Origin of the sequence: Mesoflavibacter sp., from assembly GCF_964226795.1 — a bacterium.
Classification (GTDB): Bacteria; Bacteroidota; Bacteroidia; order Flavobacteriales; family Flavobacteriaceae; genus Mesoflavibacter; species Mesoflavibacter zeaxanthinifaciens.
On record NZ_CAXQQP010000012.1, the window covers coordinates 57,057 to 77,874 of the forward strand.

Consider the following 20,818-nt stretch of genomic DNA (forward strand, 5'->3'; position numbering starts at 1 on the left):
TTCTTATTAAAATCTAAAGTGAGAGAATGCTTTGTTTGCTTCTGCCATTTTGTGAGTATCTATACGCTTCTTAACCGCTGCTCCTTCTTCTTTAGCAGCTGCTAAAATTTCTGAAGCTAGTTTTAAAGCCATAGATTTTTCATTTCTTTTACGCGCGTAGCTGATTAACCACTTCATTGCAGTTGAAACTTTACGATCTGCACGTATTGGATTAGGAATTTGAAACGTTGCACCTCCTACACGACGACTACGTACTTCTACGTGAGGCATAACGTTAGATAAAGCATCTTTCCAAATTTCTAAAGCTGTTTTTTCTTCATCTGTCTTTTTTGAGTCTACGATATCTATTGCATCATAAAACACCTTAAAAGCAACAGACTTTTTCCCGTCCCACATCATCATATTAACAAATCTAGTTACTAACTGATCATTAAAACGAGGATCCGGTAAAAGAGGTCTTTTTTTCGCTTGTCTTTTTCTCATGTCTTCTTCTTAAAGTTTTAAATTACTTCTTAGGGCGTTTTGCACCATACTTAGATCTACGTTGTGTTCTACCTGCAACACCTGCTGTGTCTAAAGCACCACGAACGATGTGATATCTAACTCCTGGTAAATCTTTTACCCTTCCTCCTCTAACCAATACTATCGAGTGCTCTTGTAAATTGTGACCTTCACCACCGATATATGCATTAACCTCGTTTCCGTTTGTTAAACGAACCCTTGCCACCTTACGCATTGCTGAGTTAGGTTTTTTAGGTGTCGTTGTATAAACACGAGTACATACACCACGTCTTTGAGGACACGAATCTAAAGCAGCCGATTTACTCTTCTTGGTTATTTTGGCTCTTCCTTTTCGTACTAATTGTGAAATTGTTGGCATATAATTTATATATAATTTTTTCGTTACCTCTTCTTAGAGGGCTGCAAAGGTAGAAATTAAAATCAATAATTCAAATCTTAAACCATTAATTTTCAATAGAATTTACTTTTTTATAAAATTCAGTTATAAATGATTAACTTTTTAGGTTAGTTTTACTCACCAAATAAAACATCATAATAATTTGCGTTTAAAACTTATTTTTCTCTACATATTTTCTCTTGTGATTTCACAAAGCTATTCACAAGACAAGAAACTTAATATTATTGGTGTTGATAGTACAGAGACCTCAATTATCAATAAGATTGGATACAACATTCAACATACTGATATTACATCGATAGAAAAAGAAATAAAAAAAGTTAGAACCAATATTATCAATGATGGCTATATCAACACAGAACTAATTAGCTTGGATTCAATTTCTAAAAACTTATTTATTGCAAAATTTCATCTTAAAAGTAAAATTGAAACCATTCACATATACACTAATAACATTTTTAATGAAAAGTTTAAAAAGAGTTTAAAAGAAAAAATCTCAAATGGCACTCTTATTATAAAGTACAAAAATTTAGAAAAAACCTTAGAAAATCTAACTGAAAAATTATCTTCTGAAGGATACCCTTTCTTATCAATCAAACTTTCAAATATTTCAAACATAAATCAAAACAGTTTAAGAGCAGATTTAAAAATAAACATTGAAGGTTCGAAAAGAAAACTTAATAAAATAATAGTTAAAGGGTATGAGAGTTTTCCTAAGTCATATTTAAAACATTACTTAAAATTAAAACAGAATACCAACTTTAGTATAACCGAAATAAAGAAAAAAACAAAAGCCTTAAACAATCTAAGCTTTTCTAATCAAATTAAAGAACCAGAAATTTTATTTAGCAAAGACTCAACACAACTCTATCTTTATATAGAAAAAATTAAAAGCAACGCTTTTGATGGTTTTATTGGTTTTACAACTAATGAAGAGACAAATAAAATTAAATTTAATGGATACTTAGACATCAAACTAACCAATAACCTTAATTACGGAGAAAGCTTATTAATCAATTATAAAAGCGATGAATCTGATCAAACAAATTTTAACATTGAAGCCAACCTACCCTACTTATTCAATTCTCCAATTGGCTTAAATACAGCATTAAAAATAGTTAGAGTAGATTCAACCTTTTCAAACACAACCCAAAAAGCGAATATCACATTCCAGCTTAATAGCGAGAATTTATTTTTTGGAGGCATAGAATCTAGCAACTCCACAAACTTATCCTCTAACAATACGATTAATAATTCGTTGATTGATAACTACAACGCTGCATTTACCAATTTTGGTTATCAATACCTAAAAAGACAAAGTAATGTCCTATTCCCAATCAAAACTGATATTACATTAATTTACGGAACTGGTTTTAGGGACAACAACAATAAAACAAAACAGAACAAAATAAGCATTGACGCTAATCATATTTTTAATTTAAATGAAAGAAACAGTTTCTATCTAAGAGGAAAAGCTGAAATACTATCCTCTAGCAATTACTTAGAAAATGAATTATATCGGTTTGGAGGTATAAACTCAATAAGAGGGTTTTCTGAAAATAGTATAATTGCCTCTAATTACTACCTTTTAAATACAGAATACAGATATAATCTAAGCTCAAACATTTATATTAACAGCGTTGTTGATATAGCTACATTTAAAAACGAAACTATAAACCAAAATCAAAACCTGTACGGATTTGGTTTTGGTTTTGGAATATTAACTAAATCAGGAATATTAAGTTTTGTATATGCAAATGGTAAAAATGAAGAATTACCATTCAAATTAAATAATTCGAAGATACACCTTAAATTATCCGCAATATTCTAATCGAATATTAAGATTTTAGGAAATATTTATAAAAAAATCAAAATTTTAACCCATAATTATTGTTTAATTAAGTTTTTATTATGATTTTTGGCGTAGACTAATTCAAATAAATTATAAAATGAAAACAAAGTTTAGTGGAATTTTAACGCTATTCCTAGCGTTTGTTGTGCAACTATCTTTTGCACAAGAAAAAACAGTTTCAGGAGTTGTTTCTGACGAAAATGGCTTACCGTTACCATCGGCAACAGTAGCTGTGAAAGGAACATCTAACGGAACTACAACAGATTTTGATGGTAATTACTCTATCAGCACAAGTACAGGTGATGTGTTAACATACAGTTATGTTGGATATAGCACCAAAGAAGTAACTGTTGGAGCTAGTAACAAAATTGATGTTACTCTTGAACCAGACAACACTCTTGATGAAGTTATCGTAGTTGGTTACGGTACTACAACAGAAAGAGCAAACACTGGTACAGCTAAAGTTGTAAAAAGTGAAGTTTTAGAAGCAAAAAACTTTGCCAATGTAACTCAAGCTCTAACTGGTGAGGTAGCTGGTGTTAACGTAATTAACACATCTGGTCAGCCAGGTACTGTTGGTACAATAAGAATTAGAGGTTTTGGTTCTCCTAACGGAAACAGAGCGCCTTTATATGTTGTAGACGGAGTTCCTTTACAAGGTACTTTTGCTCTTAACACTATAAACCCTTCTGATATTAAAAGTACTACGGTTTTAAAAGATGCTACAGCAACTGCAATCTACGGTTCTAGAGGTGCTAATGGTGTTGTAATTATTACTACCAAAAGCGGAACTTCTACTGATAAATCTTATATTGAAGTTGACTTAAAAACAGGTATCAACAACCAAATTATACCTAGATACGATGTAATCGATTCTCCAGAACAATACGTTGGTCTTGTATGGGAAGGACTGTACAACAGAGGTGTTGTAGATGGTAACCCAGATCCAGTTGGATTTGCAAACAACCGCTTATTAGGAGATAACGGTATAGGTGCTGGTTACAACATGTGGGATGTTGCTACAGGAGCAGAATTAATTGACCCTGTTACACGTTCAGTTAGACCTGGTGTAAACAGATTATTTACTCCAGAATCATATGCAGACGAATCGTTTGGTACTGGTATTAGAACTGAAGCTAACCTGAGAATGGGTGGTGGAAGCGACAAATCAAGATACTATGTATCTTTAGGATACCTTAATGACGAAGGTTATATCATAAATTCTGATTACAAAAGATATACTGGTTTAATTAACTTAAGTACAGATATCAAAGATTGGTTAAAAGTAGGAGCTAATGTAAACTATGCATACTCTGAAAGTACTAACAATGGTCAAACAGATGGATCAGAAAACATATTTGAATTTGCTGATAAAATGGCGCCAATATATCCTGTTTATGCAAGATATCCTGGTACTGGAGAATTAATTCCAGACCCAATTTATGGAGGTGCTCAATTTGATTTTGGTTCACCTACCGCTTTAGCTAATGGATTTGATAGAGCTCGTCCTAATGCAAACTTATTAAACCCTGTAGGATCAGCTATTTTAGATTTTAACGGAGGTGATAATCACGCTTTAAATGGTAATTTCACTACTGATATAAACATAACTAAAGATTTAAAAGCTGAAATTAGATATGGTGCTCAGTACAGGTTCCAAAGATTCTACAACGTAGGTAACAATAATTATACGATAGCAGCTAACTCTAACGGTACGTTAACGGTTACTGACTCTCAACTTTGGAACACAAGTTTCTTACAGTTATTAAGATATAACAAGACTTTTGGAAATCACTCTATAGAAGCTTTAGTAGCACACGAATCTAACGAGCAAAGATCTGATGTTTCTCAACAGTTTAAGCAAAATGTATACCAACCAGGCATCTACAATCTGTCTAACTATGCAGAAAGTACTTCTCCTGCAATTGGTACCACAACTGGTTCGGCAATCGAATCTTACTTTGGTCAAGTTAACTATAACTACAATGGTAAGTACTATGTAACAGGTTCTTTAAGAACAGATGGATCTTCTCGATTTGTAAATGACAAATGGGGTGTATTCGGTTCTATTGGTGGAGCATGGGTAATGAGTGCTGAAGACTTTATGGCAGATAGTTACATATCTTACTTAAAGCTTAAAGGTTCTTACGGTATTACTGGTGACCAAGATGGTGTTTCTAACGTATCTGGTTATACAATCTACAGTAGAGAATTTGTTGGTGGTGCAATTTCATTACCAGAAACTAGACCTGGAAATCCTGACTTAACTTGGGAAACTTCAAAAATGACTCAGTTTGGAATAGAATCTACAATTGGTAGATCTAGATTCTTAGATGTTAATATTGATTATTATAATAAGTATACAGACAACTTATTTTTCCCTCAAAGAAGAGGTCCTTCTATCGGGTTTGCTTCTATCTTAGTTAATGATGGAGAAATTTCTAACAGTGGTCTTGAATTTGATGTAACTGCACACATAATCAAGAATAAAGATTTCCAATTAGACATTTCTGCTAATGGAGAAATTATCAGTAATGAATTTAAGAAAATGCCAATAGATGTATCTACTGGTCAAGAAAAAATTCTTGATGTTCAAGGTTTATATGCTTGGTCTAAAGGAAGTTCTATCTATGATTTCTACATGAGAGAATGGGCTGGTGTTGATCCAGGAGATGGTTCTCCATTATGGTACCAATACTATGATGATTTAAATAACAATGGTGTCTTAGATGCAGGTGAACCTACATCAACTGATAACTTCTACATTGGAAATGGTACTGAAGAATCTTTAAATGGAACAGGATCTCTTTTTGAATATCAACAAAAAGTAGGTAATGCTAACATCAAAAGAACTGTTACTAAAACATACGCTAATGCAACAGAAGTATATTTAGACAAATCTTTTATACCTGATTTAAGAGGTGCGTTTAGATTATCTGGAGCGTTCAAAAACTTTGATTTCTCTGCACAATTCACTTATAGTTTAGGTGGTTATGCTTATGACTCTCAATATGCTGAATTGATGAGTGATCGTTTTGGTGCAGCTGGTAACAACTACCACACAGATATCCTTAATAGATGGCAACAACCAGGAGACATAACTGATGTTCCTTTATTAGCTGACAATGCTGTTGTTAATGGTACTTCAACTTCATCAAGATTTATCATTAGTACAGATTACATAGCACTTAACAATGCTAGAATAGGATATACTGTACCTAACAAATTAATATCAAAATCAGGTATTGATGCATTAAACCTGTGGGTTTCTGGAGATAACTTAATGATTAAGACCAAGAGAGAAGGGTTTAATCCATCTATTAGAGAAAACGGAAACTCAGGAAGACAAATTTATGCACCTGCAACAACTATAACTTTTGGTGCAAGAATTAAATTTTAAACAAAAAAAAAGAAATTATGAAAAATTTATTTAAACAAACTTTAGCTATAGCAGTGATTGCTTTGTCTTTCAGCTGTAGTGAAGAGTTCTTAGACAACACAGGTGTTGCTGGTGAAAGCCAACCAACAGCATCTTTTACTTCTGCTGATGCAGAACAGGCTGCAGAAACAAACACAAATATACCTGCAGCATTCGTAAATGGTATTTACGCTCAAATGATTCAAACTGGATCAGGAGGAACAGATCTTAACCATGATGACTTTGGTCAAAAAGGTTATGATGTATATGGTGATATGCTTTGTGGTGATATGGCACTTAGTGTTAGTACATATGGATGGTACAGAGCAGATATTACTGAATTCCAAGCTCCTCAGGATTTCACAAGAGGTCGTAACAGAATGGTATGGAGATACTACTACAGAATTGTAAGATCTGCAAACAACGTAATTGCTTCTTTAGGAGGTAATGACGCAGTACCTGAGTTAGATGAGAACAAATATGCAATGGGACAAGCTAAGGCGTTAAGAGCTCATTCTTATTTTTACTTAACACAATATTTTCAAAAAGAGTATGTACCAAACGAAGCTATTTTACCTCTTTATATAGAGCCTGAAATTGAAAACTTACCAAAGTCTACAGCTGAGCAAGTTTACAACCAAATGGAAGCGGACTTAATGGATGCAGTGACTCTTTTAGATGGTTTTAACAGAACAGCTAAAAACCAAGTTGACCAAAACGTAGCTAGAATGATTTATGCTTACGTTTTAGGTGCAAAAGGTGGAAGATGGCAAGACGTAGCTGACTTGACAAATGATGTTATCACAACTACAAGTCACACAATGTTACAGCCTGCTCAAGTAACTGTTGTACCTGCAGATGGTACTAGTAATGCTTTTAATGATGTTAATTTTACAGACAACTGGATGTGGGGAATAGACATTACTGAAAACAATGGTTTAGATTTAGTATCTTGGTGGGGTCAGATTGATGCTTTCTCATATAGTTATGCATGGGCTGGAGATTACAAAGCTATAGACGCAAGTTTATTCGCTGCAATCCCTGCAAATGATGCACGTAAAGGTCAATTCTTAAACAATCCTGCTAACGGAAGACACTTACAACCTTTATTTAAGTTTGCTGCTTCTGGTACAATTGGAGGTGCTTCTCAAACTGTAACTGCAGATTACGTTTACATGAGAATTGAAGAAGCTTACCTATTAAATGCTGAGGCTAACGCTAGAATACCAAACGAAGCTGCTGCTAGAACAAGCTTAAAAGCTTTATTAGATTTAAGAGTACCTAGTTCTGCTTATGTAGATACTTTAACAGGTCAAGCACTTTTAGATGAAATTTACTTACAAACTCGTATCGAGTTATGGGGTGAAGGTAAGAGTTATTTAGCTATGAAGCGTAACCAAGCTACTGTAACTAGAGGTTCTAACCATTTATCTTTTGTAGGACAACCAATTCCTTATAATGACGAAAGAATGCAGTTCGAAATTCCACAAGATGAAATTCAGAACAATCCATTTTTAAGTAACCAAAATCAATAATATAATTTCACACTTCTATGAAATATATTTCATAGAAGTGTGTTAAAAATACAAATCATGAAAAAATTAAGATTATTTACATGTTTAGCTATTGGGGCAGCATTCTTTTTTTCAAGTTGTGAAAAAGAAGAAGTTGAAGCTCCAGGAACAAACTATGTAGCTTTCTCAGGACAAGCTATAGATTTAGAAGTTGAAATTAGCGGTTCTAGTACTCAAAATGTATCACTTTATTCAGCAAACGTAGCTGGTAATGACAGGACATATAATGTTGAAGTTATGTCTGCATCTACAATAGACCAAACTTATATTACAGTACCTTCAACTGTTACTATACCTGCAGGATCTAATAAAGGAGACTTAGCTGTTTCTATTAATGATTACGCTGGATTAGATGGAGAGCCTGTAACTTTAGTATTAAACGTTACAGAACCTAATGGAGACGGATCATCAATTGGTGAGCCTGCTACTATTAACGTTTTTAGAGAGTGTTTAGAAAACAGATTATTCTATTACACTGTTTTTGACGATTACCCAGAAGAAGTTTACTGGAGAATTGTAGACCTTAATGCTGGTGTTATTGTTGCTTCAAACAATTCTTCTCCTGGTTTTGGTGGTTATGCTGGCAGAACAGGATTTACTAACTTACCTATTTGTTTAAGCGATGGAGACTATAGACTTCAAGTTTTTGATCAATATGGTGATGGTGCTGGAGAAATTTATTTACTAGATGGAAACAAATCAACACTATACTACTCTGATGGAGACTATGGTGCCGGTTTTGATTTTGATTTTTCTTTATAAGAAAAACAATTAAGAATAAAAAAAACAGCCTGAGAAATCAGGCTGTTTTTTTATACCTTTACATCATGCAAAGAACAACACAAATTTTTGGCTTAAGAGCTATTATAGAAGCTATAAATGCCGATAAGAACATTGATAAAGTCTTTTTACAAAAGGGATTAAAAGGCGATTTATTTAAAGAGCTAGAGTCTTTAATAAATCATAATAGAATTAACGCTTCGTATGTACCTATTGAAAAACTAAATAAATTAACACAAAATAATCACCAAGGTGCAGTGGCACAAATATCTCCTATTAAGTTTTATGATATTGAAGAGTTGCATGAGCAAGTTTTAGAAAAAACTTCTACTCCACTCTATTTACTACTTGATCAATTAAGTGATGTACGCAATTTTGGTGCTATAATCAGAACTGCAGAATGTACTGGTGTAAACGGAATCATTATTCAATCTAAAGGAGCTGCACCTGTTAACGGAGATACTATTAAAACAAGTGCTGGTGCTGTATTTAAAGTACCTATTTGTAGAGTATCACACATTAAAGATGCTGTGTTTTTTTTACAAGCATCTGGTGTTAAAGTCATTGCTGCTACCGAAAAAACAGAAGATACGCTTTACGATGTCGACTTTAAAGAGGCTTGTGCCATTATTATGGGATCTGAAGGAAGAGGCATTAATCCATCTGTTATTAAAGTTGCAGATTATAAAGCTAAATTACCTTTGTTAGGAGAGATAGAGTCATTAAATGTTTCGGTTGCTTGTGGTGCATTTTTATATGAAGCTGTAAGACAAAGACGTTAATCGTCTTTATTTTCTCTAAAAGTATATTTTATATGTATTGAATTTTGAGCTGAAGACTTCTCTTCTACCTCAATATCTTCTTCTTTACTTTCAATAAAATTACCATTTTCATCAAAGTGTTTTAAAAACTCATCTTCTTCTTCGTTATAATTTGGTTGTTCCCAAACATATCGTTTTGGTTTTGCTATTTGCTTTCTAAAAACTAAAGCAAAAAACAAACCTGTTATTAAACCAGATAGATGTCCTTCCCAAGAAACACCTTCTTTTAATGGTAAAACATCCCAAACCATACTTCCGTAAAGAAAGACAACCAACATAGATAAAGCTACCAACCTATAATGTTTTGCAAAAACTCCTTTAAAAAAAATAAAACTAGCTAAAACATATATTAATCCGCTAGCTCCAATGTGATAAGATGGTCGTCCAATACACCATGTTAAAAAACCCGAAAGTAATATACCATATCCTAAAACTTTAAATGCTATCGGTCTATAAAAATAGAATAAAGCTGCTGAAAGAATAAATAACGGTATTGAGTTATGGTACAAATGACTAATCCCGCCATGTATAAAAGGACTAAACAAAATACCTTTTAAACCTGAAAGTTTTTGAGGATAAATACCTAATTTATTTAAACTGAAACTAAAACGAATTTCGATAGCAAAAATAAGCCAAATTAGCATTACAAATCCTAGCGGATAAAGTAATACTTCTGGACTGTATTTAAATGGTTCTTTTTGTTTCATTATAGTGAATATAGCAAATAGTTAACCAACTTTGAAGTGATGTTAAATTGTCAGCTAATAAATGCGTGAAGGATTATTCATTAATACTTATTTTTAATTTATGTATTCATGATTACTTCATAGTTGAGCAATTGTTAGAGCACATCTTTGAATGCGACTTACGAAATCCTGACGTTTTTTGATTTTTTTGTCAAAAAAAGACACACCAAAACAAAGTTGATAAGTTGTTTGATTGTAATTATTGTTTTAAAAAAGTTTGATTTAATTTTACAAGATGAATACGCCTTTAGCCGAAAGATTAAGACCACAAACGTTGGATGATTACATAAGTCAGCAACATTTAGTGGGCAAAAACGGAACGTTAACTAGACACATCCAACAAGGGTTAATCCCGTCGATGATACTTTGGGGACCACCAGGAATTGGAAAAACTACATTAGCAAATATCATTGCAAACACATCCAATCGTCCGTTTTATCAATTAAGCGCAATTGCATCTGGAGTGAAAGATGTTAGAGATGTAATTAATAAAGCGAAGGAAAGCGGCGGATTGTTTACGGCTAAAAACCCAATTTTATTTATTGATGAAATACATCGTTTTAGCAAATCACAACAAGATAGTTTATTACAAGCTGTAGAAAAAGGTTGGGTAACTTTAATTGGTGCTACTACAGAAAACCCAAGTTTTGAAGTCATCTCGGCATTATTGTCACGTTGTCAGGTTTATATTTTAAAAGAGTTTGAAAAAACCGATTTAGAGGCGCTTTTAAACCGTGCAATTGAAAAAGATGAGATTTTATCCAAAAAAAATATAAAGCTTAAAGAAACCAACGCTTTATTACGTCTTTCTGGTGGTGATGCTAGAAAACTACTTAATATTTTTGAACTTATTATTAACGCAGAAGATAGTGACAAGATTATCGTTACCGATAAAATGGTAATGGATAAAGTAGAAAGTAACACCGTACGTTACGATAAAACTGGCGAGCAACACTATGATATTATTTCGGCGTTTATAAAATCTATACGTGGTAGTGATCCCAATGCTGCTGTTTACTATTTAGCACGTATGGTTGAAGGCGGCGAAGATGTAAAATTTATAGCTAGACGTATGTTAATTTTAGCTAGTGAAGATATTGGTAATGCTAATCCAACTGCTTTGGTTATTGCAAATAGTACATTTCAAGCAGTATCAACAATTGGGTATCCAGAATCCAGGATTATTCTTAGTCAATGTGCTACATATTTAGCGTGTTCTCCAAAAAGTAATGCGGCGTATATGGCAATAAATAATGCGCAACAATTAGTCAAACAAACCGGAGATTTAAGTATACCACTTAACATACGTAATGCGCCAACAAAACTAATGAAAGATATTGGTTATGGCGAAGACTACAAATACAATCATAATTACGCTAATAATTTTGCTGCACAAGAGTTTTTACCCAAAGAAATTGCAAATACACCATTATACCAACCTGGTAATAATGCTAGAGAAAACGCGCAACGTGAATTTTTAAAACAGCGCTGGAAAGATAAATATGGATATTAAAATATTTTGGGCGTTACCCACTTTTGCTTTTAATAGCAAAAGTGCGTCGGGCTTTCGGTAGTCGCAATCAAAGATGTGCTCCAACAATACCTTAATCCCTAACGCGAAATAAACTAAGTACTAATCAATTAAGAAATTAATACATTAAAACTTAATATCAATAGATTTAATCTGTAAAGTACCATTGTCGTTGGTTGCAATAACCCAGCTACCATTTATTTTATAAATAACAGCATCTTTACCTTTTACAATATAAAAGTCTTCTTTACCAGAATATAATATAGTGTATACTGTTTGACCTTGACTATTTTTTAATTTATAATTGATAACTCCAAATGCTTCGGCGGTAAGTGCATTTTTTGAAAAGTTTTTATATCCTTCTTTTACTGGCATTTCAATTTCTTCATCTATTTCTTCATCATCAACTTCTTCAACCAATGGTGCTTCTGTTACTTTAGGTAATGGAGTAACAATAACTTCTTCTACTTCATTTTCAGTTTCTTTTACTTCATACTTATGAGTGAAATTTGACAAACTACTAAAAGCTTGTCTTACAGCTTCATTGTATGCAACTATATATTTTTTCTCCCTAGATTCGCCTTCTTCTGTGGTATAAACCACTTTACCTTGACAATCTTTAAACTGAAATTTTATTTTAGTTTTAAACATAGAAGAATCGTCTATTGCTGTAGTTTTTAAAACTAAACAGTTATTTTGTATCGCATCTTCTGGTAAGGTATCTCCTTCTAATAAAACAGTAAAATTTTGTTTTTCTAACAAAAACTTAGCTAAACCATTTACACGGTATTGACCTGGTTCTTTTTGAAATTTGAACTGGTTTGGAACAACAATATATTTATAGTTATTTAATTGGTCTTGGGCTGATAATGCGGTGCTAAATAGCACTGTGAAAATGAATAATATTTTTGAAAATTTCATCTTTATAAATATTTCTTTAAGTCTAATAAATGATTGATAATTTTTATATCTGGAGCTATAGTTTCTTTATGATAATTAAAGCAAATAGCATCTAAACCAATATTTAATGCGCCTAAAATATCGGCTTCATAATTATCGCCAATCATAATACTGTTTTTAGTTGTTGCATTGGCTAAATCTAAAGCGTGATTAAATATTTTAGGGTTTGGCTTTTTTACACCAACCATTTCTGAATTTGTTATAGTTTCAAAAAAATGAAATATGTTTGATTTTTTCATCTTATGATGCTGTACATCTTCAAATCCATTGGTTATAATATGTAATTGATATTTTGGTTTTAGATAATCTAAAATTTCAAAAGTACCATCAAATAAATGGTTTTGATTACTTAAGTTATCTATATAATCTTCAGACAGTTTATTAATTACTTCTGCCTCTACTTCTATATTTAAAGTATCAAAGGTATCTTTTAATCTATAAAATCTTAAATGTTCTTTGCTTACTTTTTCTTCTCTATAAAGCTTCCAATATTGCAAATTTAGCGGTTCGTAAACGCTCAAAAACTCAGGTAAACTAAGTTGTAGATTATTCTTTTTAAAAATAAAATCAAAAGTTAATGCCGAGTTCTTATCAAAATCCCAAAGTGTGTGATCTAAATCAAAAAAAATATGCTCTATATTATTGTTCATCTACTGAGTCTAAAATTGTATTAAATAGTGTTTTAAAATGTTGCCAACGTGGTATATTACTAAATGTATAATTATGAAAAACAGGTACAAAATTACCGTTTACAGCTTTAACTTGTTTAATTAATTTATCTAAAGCTTCTTGTTTGTCTAATAACGAATTATACTTTAAAAATGCAAAATCTAAAGCATGATATGGTACTATTTTTAGTGGTGTTTGCACCTCGTAATCTAAATCATAAAACAAAAACGGAGTACAAGTTCCTGCTCTAAAGCCTAAATGATTAACGTAGCCCATTGTATAATCTTCAGGTATTTCTAATTCGACTAAATTACGATAAGATTCTGGTAAATTTACTTTAGAAAAAGAATGTCTAGAACCTGCTATATTTGTATTAATGATAGCTTCCATTCTACTCTTTTCAATCTTTAACAATTCAATATCATTTAGAGCAAAAAATGAAGATTTTATACCTACTTTACAATAATCTGCAACGTGTTTTATTAAAGATTTAAACTTTTGTTTTTGACTATTTATGTTTTTATCGTAGGTAGAAAAATCGCCAACTAAGAAGAAAAATATAAATTTAAAATTCCGTTTTTTTTGTCGATTAACAATGTATTTATATGTATCAAACGGGTCTTTTCTTGCTCCTAATAATACGCCAAAACGCTCATAAACATCTTTAAATCTAAATGCAAAAAAATCTTTAAAGGTCCCGCCAAATGTACGCATTACTCCTACCAATTTATACCTATAAGCTATAGGTACATCTATAACTGGTGTTACTGTATATTTTTTATCAGGAAATATATAATTAGGAAATTGTTCTTTTAATATGGTTTTAAATTTATATGCCCAAATATCTACTACTGGTTGTGTTAAAAACTGATTATTAAAGGCTAAACTTTCTTCTGCTGGAAAACGACCATAATTGTCCTTTACGTGTGGTAAATACTCTTCATATCTACTAATTAAATAAAATGTTGCCGCAAAAATATCGTAGGGCAAAGCACTTTTATCTCCTGCAGGAAAAAAGCATTTAGTCTCTTCCCAATCATAAATATTTATATCTATATCTGATAAGCCTTGCTCAAATAACAAATCGTTAGATCTAATAAAAACCTCGTTACTTAAAGGTTGTTTTGCATAAGATATTTTAAGGCTATCGTGAGCAATAAAATCTTCTATAGTTGTTGTAAATTCTACAGGAATCCCAAGTATTCTAGTACACACTTGTTTAAAAGTGTATTTAACACGTGGTGTAATTTTGTGTGTGTAAACTAGTAACATTAACGATTGAAATTATAAGGTTTAAAAGTACCAAATTCCTGATTTAAAAGTATATTTTTTAAGATCAGTTTTAAAGAAATTAACATGAAATTACAGCAAAGCCTCGTCTGCAAAACTAAAATAAGCCGATTCTGTAATAATTAAATGATCTAAAACACGTATATCTAAACTTTGAGCAGCTAATTTTAATTTTTGGGTAATATCCTTATCGGCTTGACTAGGTTTTAAGGTTCCTGATGGATGATTATGTGCCATAATTATTGCAACTGCACCTACTTGTAGCGCTTGTTTTAAGACTAAACGTGTATCTACTAAAGTGCCTGTAATTCCGCCTTTACTAAGCTGTAATTTATCAATTACTTTGTTAGAATTATTAAGATAAATAATCCAAAACTCTTCATGAGGTAACTCACCAATCATGGGTTGCATTAACTCAAAAACCGATTTACTAGATGTAATTTTAAATTGCTGCAACGCTTCTTGAGCTCGTCTGCGTCGTCCTAACTCTAATGCAGCCGCAATGCTTATAGCTTTAGCTTCGCCAATGCCTTTAAATTGCATTAACTGTTTGATGCTTAATTTTCCTAACTGGTTTAAATTATTGTCTACGCTAGATAAGATGCGTTTACACAAATCTACAGCGCTTTCTTCGCGGTTTCCAGATCCAATTAAAATCGCAACTAATTCGGCGTCACTTAATGCTGCTTTTCCTTTTTTTAGAAGCTTTTCGCGTGGTTGATCATCTTCCGACCAGTTTTTTATTGAAAAAGATGGCTTTTTTTCAGACATTTGATAAAACTACACAATATTTTGTAATTTTTAAACTCCAAAAAACCAACTAATTATCTAAATATGAAATCTATTTTTGAAACCGAAGCTAAAGATGAACTATTAAACCGTTTAGAAAATCTTGATGCTGAATCGTCGGCTAAATGGGGAAAAATGAACGTAAATCAAATGCTGGTACACTGTACAAAACCTATTGAATTAGCTTTAGGCGAAAGCACTATTGAAAAACCTAATTTTTTAATAGGTATGATGATGAAACTTGTTGCACCAAGCCTTTACAACGACAAACCTTGGAAAGAAGGTTTGCCAACTGCTAAAGAATTTATAATTGTAAATAGTGACGGTTTTAATACCGAAAAAGATAAATTAAAGTCTAAAATTGAAACCATGAGTACATCTAAAGACTATTTTGAACCTAAAAAGAAACATCCGGTTTTTGGTACGTTTACCGCAGACCAATGGGGAAAAAGTGCTTATAAACATTTAGATCATCATTTTAGACAATTTGGTGTGTAGCTTCGACTACGCTCAACTACCAAACGAGATTTATTAGCTTAAAAACTTTAAATACTTTTCAATTCTAAATACTTTCAACTTAAAAAGTGTATCCTCCAAAAAAACATCAAGATAATGACCAGCTTCATCATATTGAAGTGATAAAAACGTATCCGTTAGCTACATTAATTTCGGTAAAAGATAATCAACCTTTGATAACACATTTACCATTAATTTATCGTGAAACCGATGGTAAACTTATTGGTCATATAGATATTTATAATCCGCAAACGGACTTGCTTCAGCATGAAAATGAAGTGACCATAATATTTTCTGGTCCACAATGTTACATTTCGCCAAGTATTTATACGACAACACAATTACCAACGTGGAATTACATTAAAGTACACCTTACCGGAACTGTTACCAGAATTGAAGACAAAGCTGCTTTAAAACAGTCTTTAATTACGATGACCGAGTTTTTAGAAGCGCCAGAACACAACTACGTTTTAGAGCCTGACAACCCAAGATTAGATAAAAATTTAGACTATATTAAACTGTTTGAAATAGATATTAAAACTTGGGAAGGCAAGTTTAAACTCTCTCAAGACAAACTACCAAAAGACAAAGAAAACGCCAGACAACAATTAATTAAAAGCAGTCAAGATAGTATTAAGGCTTTTTTAGACAAGGTATTTAAAAATTAAAATCATGAATATACTAACCAACATTATCATAGCCATAGTAGCCTTGCTTCACCTCTATTTTTTATATTTTGAGATGTTTGCTTGGGAAACCAAAGGACCAAAAATTTTTAGGCAATTTCCTAAAGATTTATTTACACCAACTAAAGCATTGGCGGCAAACCAAGGATTATATAATGGGTTTTTAGCAGCTGGATTAATTTGGACGTTTTTTATCACTAATTCAACGTGGCAATCTAACATTGCATTATTCTTTTTAGGTTGCGTTGCTGTTGCTGGTATTTATGGCGCACTAACCGCTTCTAAAAAGATATTTTTTGTTCAAGCTTTACCTGCTTTAATTGGGATATTGTTGGTGTTAATATAGTTCAATAGAAAATCATTTATATCGTATCTTTGTTTAAAATTTAAGCTATGAGATCTAAATTACTTAAACAAGTAAAAAATTGGTATAGAAAATTTCAAATTAGTAAATCACCTCAAATGAATTTAGTTTGGGGTTTCTTTTTATACACTATTATTGGATTTTTCTTATTGAGTATTCCATTTTTTCATAAAACTGATGTATCTCTTTTAGACAACTTATTTATTTCTACATCAGCCATTTCTACAACAGGTCTTGTCACTATTAGTATTTTTGACTCATATAATTACTTAGGGCAATTTGTAATCATGTGTCTTATTCAAATTGGAGGAATAGGATATATGACACTAACTACTTATTATTTAATTTTTACTACAAAAAGATTAACACGCTGGCATAGTAAATTAATTGGCGCAGAATTTACTTTACCTAATACAATTAAAATTAAAGATTTTATTAAAAGTGTAATTATATTCACACTAGTAATGGAAAGTATTGGAGCTGTATTGTTCTACATTGCTTTTACAAATTCTGGGATGGAAAACATTCAAGCAATTTGGTTTTCTATATTTCATAGTATTTCTTCTTTTTGCACAGCTGGCTTTGGGTTATTTAATGATGGTTTTGAAGGCTTTAAAGACAATGTTTTTATTAACACAATTATATCTTGCTTAGCTATAGCTGGATCATTAGGTTTTATCGTTATTACAGATCTATGGTACAGAATGACAGGCAGATCAAAAGAAGTTTCTTTTACAACAAAAATTATTATTTATGGGTTTATTGTTCTATTAGCAATAGGTACTTCTATTATTTACACCACTGAAAGCGCAACTATAACTGGTCATGATAGTCCTTTAATGATATCATTTTTCCAAGCCATGTCTGCAATGACAACAGTCGGTTTTAACACAGTACCTATTGGTGACTTTTCTCTACCGATTTTATTATTATTAACATTCTTAATGTATATAGGAGCATCTCCTTCTGGTACTGCTGGTGGTATGAAAATAACAACTCTTACAGCGATGTTAGCTATATTAAAAAGTAGATTGCTAGGTCAGAAAAAAATCACCTTCTTAAATAGATTAATTCCTTTTGAGAGGATTTATGTAGCTACTTCTACTTTTATGCTTTATACAAGTTTGATTTTTTTATTCTCCTTTTTATTATCCTACACAGAAAATTTTTCATTTGATAAAATTTTATTCGAAGCAGCTTCTGCTTTAGGAACTGTTGGATTAAGTACAGGTATAACAGGTGATCTCTCCAGCTTAGGGAAAATTTTAATAATAATGATTATGTTTATTGGTCGCGTAGGTGTTTTAACTTTTGGATTTGCTCTACTAAAACAGAAGCATAACTATTTAAACAAAATAAAAGAAGATGATTTAGCTGTTTAATTCTTCTAAAAAAACAGTTTATTTTATCAATCCTTTAACCTCATCAAAATCCAATCCGCCATAATTACCGCTACTCATTAACAATAAGGCTTTGTTATCAAAATTTTGAGAGAATAGATAATTTTTAAAATCGTCTGGATTGGTATAAATAATTAAATCATCACGCTCAAAAGCATCTGCTATTTGTTGGTGTGTTACTGCTTCTAGTTTTTTAATTTCTACAGCATGTGGACTATAAAACACTACTGCAACATCTGCTGCATCTAAAGCGCCTTTATATTCTTTTAAAAATTCGGCATTTAAACTGCTATAAGTATGCAATTCTAAACACGCTACCAAAGTACGATCTGCATATTGTTCTTTAACTGCTTTGGTTGTAGCGCTTACTTTACTTGGAGAATGTGCAAAATCTTTATAAGCAACGCTATTATTGGTTTCGGCAATTTTTTCTAAACGCTTGCTTGCTCCTTTAAATGTTGAAATAGCTTCGTAAAAATCATCTTCATCTATTCCCATATGTTGGCAAATCCATTTTGCACCAGCCAAATTATTTAAGTTATGCTTGCCAAATACTTCTATTGGCATTGGTCCTTCAGGAGTTTCTAACAATGTTTCGCCATCTTCAACAGTGTATTCTGGTGTGTGATATGGGATTTTACGTATTGGGTTTTCGCTAGATTCTACAATGCGTTTAACCGCTTCGTCTTCTTCGTTATAATTTATACTTCCGCCACGTACAATACTATCTACAAAGATTTTAAACTGCTCTTCATAATTTTCATAGGTTGGGAAGACATTAATATGATCCCAAGCAATACCACTTAACAATGCAATATTGGGTTTGTATAGATGGAATTTGGGTCGTCTATCTATCGGACTGCTTAAATACTCATCACCTTCTAAAACTATAAAATCATTATCCTTGGTTAATTTTACCATCACGTCAAAACCTTCTAATTGCGCGCCAACCATAAAATCTACATCGCGGTCATGGTAATGCATGACGTGTAAAATCATAGATGTTATTGTGGTTTTTCCATGACTACCGCCAATAACAACTCTAGTTTTATCTTTAGATTGCTCGTATAAAAACTCTGGATAACTGTATATTTTTAAGCCTAATTCTTGAGCTTTTAATAACTCCGGATTATCTGCTTTAGCGTGCATACCTAAAACGATAGCATCTAATTTATCAGTAATTTTCTCAGGAAACCATCCAAATTGTTCTGGCAATAATCCTTTAGCTTCAAGACGTGATTTTGAAGGTTCAAAAATCGTATCGTCACTTCCGGTTACTTGATATCCTTTGTTATGTAATGCTAATGCAAGGTTGTGCATTGCGCTTCCGCCAATAGCTATAAAATGTACGTTCATGGTTTATTTTTGAAGATGTTTCAAAGATAGTTGTTTTGATACTAATTCCCGAATTATTTAAAAGCGGAAATTTAACTGTAGACTTAATAGAGTTTTTTAGTTTCTTAGTAAGTTTACTTTACTAAAAAACCTGAAAACTGGGACTGCGACTATCAACTAAAAAATCTTACTGCAAACTTTCCTTAAATTCTTTAAAGACTTCAATTTTTGGTAGTTCTTTTAAAGCTAGATCTATATGTGCTAAAGCTTGCTTAGTGTCTTTTTTGTGTTTGTAGATTTGTGCTATACGGTAATTTGCCCAAGCTTTTGGCACACCATCTTTTGCTGAGTAGTTATGCAAATACACTTTTAAACATGTTAGACCTTTATCTAATTGTACATTATAATCTGCACACACTTTCCCTATTTGATAGTGTAGTGCATTTCTTTTATGTTTAATTTGTGAGGCTTCAATATTACTAATAGCTTTTTCTGGTAGGTTTTCCTTTTCATATAACGCTGTTAGCTTGTCGTAACAAGTAATAGAGCCACCAACTTTAATAGCTTTTAGGTAATAATCTTCGGCAAGTTCTGGCTCGTCATCATATTCGTAAATATAACCTTTAGCTAAATAACCATCTACTTTAGAAAGTTTTTCAAGCTCGTTAGCATATTTTAAAGATTTACTTTTACTACCACCAATAATACCTGGTAACTGCATGTATAACTCTACTAAAGCCCAACGTGTGTCTATATGATTTGGATCTAATTCGGCTGCTTTTAAAAACGCTGCTTTAACGTCATCTATAATGGTTAATGCTCTAATTTTACTTACAGACAAGGCTTTCATCCCTAAAGCGCCTCCATATTTGTAATGGTAATTAGCTTCGGTTGGTTTGGCTTCGGTCAACTTTTTATATTGTTTTGCGGCTTCATCCCATTTTTTTTGATGTCCGTAAGCATCGCCTAATAATTCTATAGCTTCTAAATCATTTTCATTATTATCAACAAAAGGTTTTAGCTCTGCTTCTGCTTTGCTAAACAATTTTTGTTGAATAAGGGCTTTTCCTTTTTCAATAGAGGTTTGCCCTATTAAAAAAAGCGGAAAGCAACATATAAAAATGATTAATCGCATATTTAGTATTTTCAATTTATACAAAAATAACAT

General features: G+C 32.0%; 19 protein-coding genes. 10 read left to right on the forward strand and 9 right to left on the reverse strand.

The annotated features are described in order from the left end of the window. Positions 1-6: 6 nt before the first annotated feature. Positions 7-483 (reverse strand): 30S ribosomal protein S7, encoded by a 477-nt coding sequence (rpsG, locus tag ACEQT4_RS10870; RefSeq protein ID WP_027880215.1) that lies wholly within the window; start codon positions 481-483, stop codon positions 7-9. A 22-nt stretch (positions 484-505) separates the two neighbouring features. Next, positions 506-880 carry a 30S ribosomal protein S12 gene (gene rpsL / locus ACEQT4_RS10875; protein WP_008269190.1) on the reverse strand — a complete coding sequence of 125 codons (375 nt, stop codon included), beginning with the start codon at positions 878-880 and terminating at the stop codon, positions 506-508. A gap of 220 nt (positions 881-1,100) precedes the next feature. Between rpsL and ACEQT4_RS10880 the strand changes: the two genes are divergently transcribed. The 5 genes from ACEQT4_RS10880 (at position 1,101) to rlmB (ending at position 9,325) form a co-directional block, all read left to right on the forward strand. Next, positions 1,101-2,750 (forward strand): ShlB/FhaC/HecB family hemolysin secretion/activation protein, encoded by a 1,650-nt coding sequence (locus ACEQT4_RS10880; protein WP_370227636.1) that lies wholly within the window; start codon positions 1,101-1,103, stop codon positions 2,748-2,750. Between the two features lie 118 nt (positions 2,751-2,868). Continuing rightward, positions 2,869-6,171 carry a SusC/RagA family TonB-linked outer membrane protein gene (locus tag ACEQT4_RS10885; protein WP_027880217.1) on the forward strand — a complete coding sequence of 1,101 codons (3,303 nt, stop codon included), beginning with the start codon at positions 2,869-2,871 and terminating at the stop codon, positions 6,169-6,171. Positions 6,172-6,188: 17 nt separating this feature from the next. Next, a complete protein-coding gene (locus ACEQT4_RS10890; protein WP_027880218.1) occupies positions 6,189-7,724 on the forward strand; it encodes a RagB/SusD family nutrient uptake outer membrane protein in 1,536 nt (511 codons plus the stop codon). 57 nt (positions 7,725-7,781) lie between these two features. Next, a complete protein-coding gene (locus ACEQT4_RS10895; protein WP_027880219.1) occupies positions 7,782-8,525 on the forward strand; it encodes a DUF1735 domain-containing protein in 744 nt (247 codons plus the stop codon). A 65-nt stretch (positions 8,526-8,590) separates the two neighbouring features. Further along, complete coding sequence (rlmB, locus tag ACEQT4_RS10900; protein ID WP_370227639.1) at positions 8,591-9,325, forward strand: 23S rRNA (guanosine(2251)-2'-O)-methyltransferase RlmB; 735 nt, start codon at positions 8,591-8,593, stop codon at positions 9,323-9,325. On the opposite strand, the gene ACEQT4_RS10905 is transcribed toward rlmB, so the two are convergent. Next, positions 9,322-10,071 (reverse strand): rhomboid family intramembrane serine protease, encoded by a 750-nt coding sequence (locus ACEQT4_RS10905; protein WP_370227641.1) that lies wholly within the window; start codon positions 10,069-10,071, stop codon positions 9,322-9,324. The genes rlmB and ACEQT4_RS10905 overlap by 4 nt on opposite strands. Before the next feature lie 274 nt (positions 10,072-10,345). Between ACEQT4_RS10905 and ACEQT4_RS10910 the strand changes: the two genes are divergently transcribed. After that, a complete protein-coding gene (locus ACEQT4_RS10910) occupies positions 10,346-11,623 on the forward strand; it encodes a replication-associated recombination protein A (RefSeq protein ID WP_370227643.1) in 1,278 nt (425 codons plus the stop codon). A gap of 144 nt (positions 11,624-11,767) precedes the next feature. Here ACEQT4_RS10910 and ACEQT4_RS10915 read toward each other — a convergent pair whose 3' ends face one another. The 4 genes from ACEQT4_RS10915 to radC all read right to left on the reverse strand — a co-directional run bounded on the left by ACEQT4_RS10915 (position 11,768) and on the right by radC (position 15,331). Further along, complete coding sequence (locus ACEQT4_RS10915) at positions 11,768-12,562, reverse strand: hypothetical protein (protein WP_370227645.1); 795 nt, start codon at positions 12,560-12,562, stop codon at positions 11,768-11,770. Positions 12,563-12,564: 2 nt separating this feature from the next. Beyond that, entirely contained in the window at positions 12,565-13,251 is a 687-nt protein-coding gene (locus ACEQT4_RS10920; protein WP_370227647.1) for a YjjG family noncanonical pyrimidine nucleotidase, read from the reverse strand. Continuing rightward, positions 13,241-14,542, reverse strand: a complete 1,302-nt coding sequence (locus ACEQT4_RS10925; protein WP_027880224.1) for a polysaccharide deacetylase family protein — start codon at positions 14,540-14,542, stop codon at positions 13,241-13,243. The genes ACEQT4_RS10920 and ACEQT4_RS10925 overlap by 11 nt, the downstream gene beginning before the upstream one ends. Before the next feature lie 90 nt (positions 14,543-14,632). Beyond that, positions 14,633-15,331: a DNA repair protein RadC gene (radC, locus tag ACEQT4_RS10930; RefSeq protein ID WP_370227649.1), complete on the reverse strand. Its 699-nt coding sequence runs from the start codon at positions 15,329-15,331 to the stop codon at positions 14,633-14,635. 63 nt (positions 15,332-15,394) lie between these two features. Here radC and ACEQT4_RS10935 point away from each other — a divergent pair, with 63 nt between their 5' ends. From ACEQT4_RS10935 to ACEQT4_RS10950, 4 genes are all read left to right on the forward strand, one after another. Continuing rightward, positions 15,395-15,847 carry a DUF1569 domain-containing protein gene (locus tag ACEQT4_RS10935; protein WP_370227651.1) on the forward strand — a complete coding sequence of 151 codons (453 nt, stop codon included), beginning with the start codon at positions 15,395-15,397 and terminating at the stop codon, positions 15,845-15,847. 86 nt (positions 15,848-15,933) lie between these two features. After that, positions 15,934-16,533 (forward strand): FMN-binding negative transcriptional regulator, encoded by a 600-nt coding sequence (locus tag ACEQT4_RS10940; RefSeq protein ID WP_106676736.1) that lies wholly within the window; start codon positions 15,934-15,936, stop codon positions 16,531-16,533. A gap of 4 nt (positions 16,534-16,537) precedes the next feature. Beyond that, positions 16,538-16,897: a DUF1304 domain-containing protein gene (locus tag ACEQT4_RS10945; protein WP_370227653.1), complete on the forward strand. Its 360-nt coding sequence runs from the start codon at positions 16,538-16,540 to the stop codon at positions 16,895-16,897. 47 nt (positions 16,898-16,944) lie between these two features. Next, positions 16,945-18,297, forward strand: coding sequence for a TrkH family potassium uptake protein (locus ACEQT4_RS10950; protein ID WP_027880229.1), 1,353 nt, complete (start codon positions 16,945-16,947; stop codon positions 18,295-18,297). A gap of 18 nt (positions 18,298-18,315) precedes the next feature. On the opposite strand, the gene ACEQT4_RS10955 is transcribed toward ACEQT4_RS10950, so the two are convergent. After that, a complete protein-coding gene (locus tag ACEQT4_RS10955; RefSeq protein WP_370227655.1) occupies positions 18,316-19,671 on the reverse strand; it encodes a UDP-N-acetylmuramate--L-alanine ligase in 1,356 nt (451 codons plus the stop codon). Between the two features lie 166 nt (positions 19,672-19,837). After that, entirely contained in the window at positions 19,838-20,785 is a 948-nt protein-coding gene (locus tag ACEQT4_RS10960; protein WP_370227657.1) for a tetratricopeptide repeat protein, read from the reverse strand. Positions 20,786-20,818: the final 33 nt, after the last annotated feature.

Bases quoted from the DNA above. Each gene is read 5' to 3' on its own strand.
- ACEQT4_RS10890 (WP_027880218.1), top strand. From the start codon at position 6,189: ATGAAAAATTTATTTAAACAAACTTTAGCTATAGCAGTGATTGCTTTG.
- ACEQT4_RS10925 (WP_027880224.1), bottom strand. From the start codon at position 14,542: ATGTTACTAGTTTACACACACAAAATTACACCACGTGTTAAATACACT.
- ACEQT4_RS10955 (WP_370227655.1), bottom strand. From the start codon at position 19,671: ATGAACGTACATTTTATAGCTATTGGCGGAAGCGCAATGCACAACCTT.
- ACEQT4_RS10960 (WP_370227657.1), bottom strand. From the start codon at position 20,785: ATGCGATTAATCATTTTTATATGTTGCTTTCCGCTTTTTTTAATAGGG.
- ACEQT4_RS10920 (WP_370227647.1), bottom strand. From the start codon at position 13,251: ATGAACAATAATATAGAGCATATTTTTTTTGATTTAGATCACACACTT.
- ACEQT4_RS10945 (WP_370227653.1), top strand. From the start codon at position 16,538: ATGAATATACTAACCAACATTATCATAGCCATAGTAGCCTTGCTTCAC.
- rpsG (WP_027880215.1), bottom strand. From the start codon at position 483: ATGAGAAAAAGACAAGCGAAAAAAAGACCTCTTTTACCGGATCCTCGT.
- ACEQT4_RS10905 (WP_370227641.1), bottom strand. From the start codon at position 10,071: ATGAAACAAAAAGAACCATTTAAATACAGTCCAGAAGTATTACTTTAT.
- ACEQT4_RS10935 (WP_370227651.1), top strand. From the start codon at position 15,395: ATGAAATCTATTTTTGAAACCGAAGCTAAAGATGAACTATTAAACCGT.
- ACEQT4_RS10915 (WP_370227645.1), bottom strand. From the start codon at position 12,562: ATGAAATTTTCAAAAATATTATTCATTTTCACAGTGCTATTTAGCACC.
- rpsL (WP_008269190.1), bottom strand. From the start codon at position 880: ATGCCAACAATTTCACAATTAGTACGAAAAGGAAGAGCCAAAATAACC.
- ACEQT4_RS10910 (WP_370227643.1), top strand. From the start codon at position 10,346: ATGAATACGCCTTTAGCCGAAAGATTAAGACCACAAACGTTGGATGAT.
- ACEQT4_RS10895 (WP_027880219.1), top strand. From the start codon at position 7,782: ATGAAAAAATTAAGATTATTTACATGTTTAGCTATTGGGGCAGCATTC.
- ACEQT4_RS10950 (WP_027880229.1), top strand. From the start codon at position 16,945: ATGAGATCTAAATTACTTAAACAAGTAAAAAATTGGTATAGAAAATTT.
- rlmB (WP_370227639.1), top strand. From the start codon at position 8,591: ATGCAAAGAACAACACAAATTTTTGGCTTAAGAGCTATTATAGAAGCT.
- radC (WP_370227649.1), bottom strand. From the start codon at position 15,331: ATGTCTGAAAAAAAGCCATCTTTTTCAATAAAAAACTGGTCGGAAGAT.
- ACEQT4_RS10885 (WP_027880217.1), top strand. From the start codon at position 2,869: ATGAAAACAAAGTTTAGTGGAATTTTAACGCTATTCCTAGCGTTTGTT.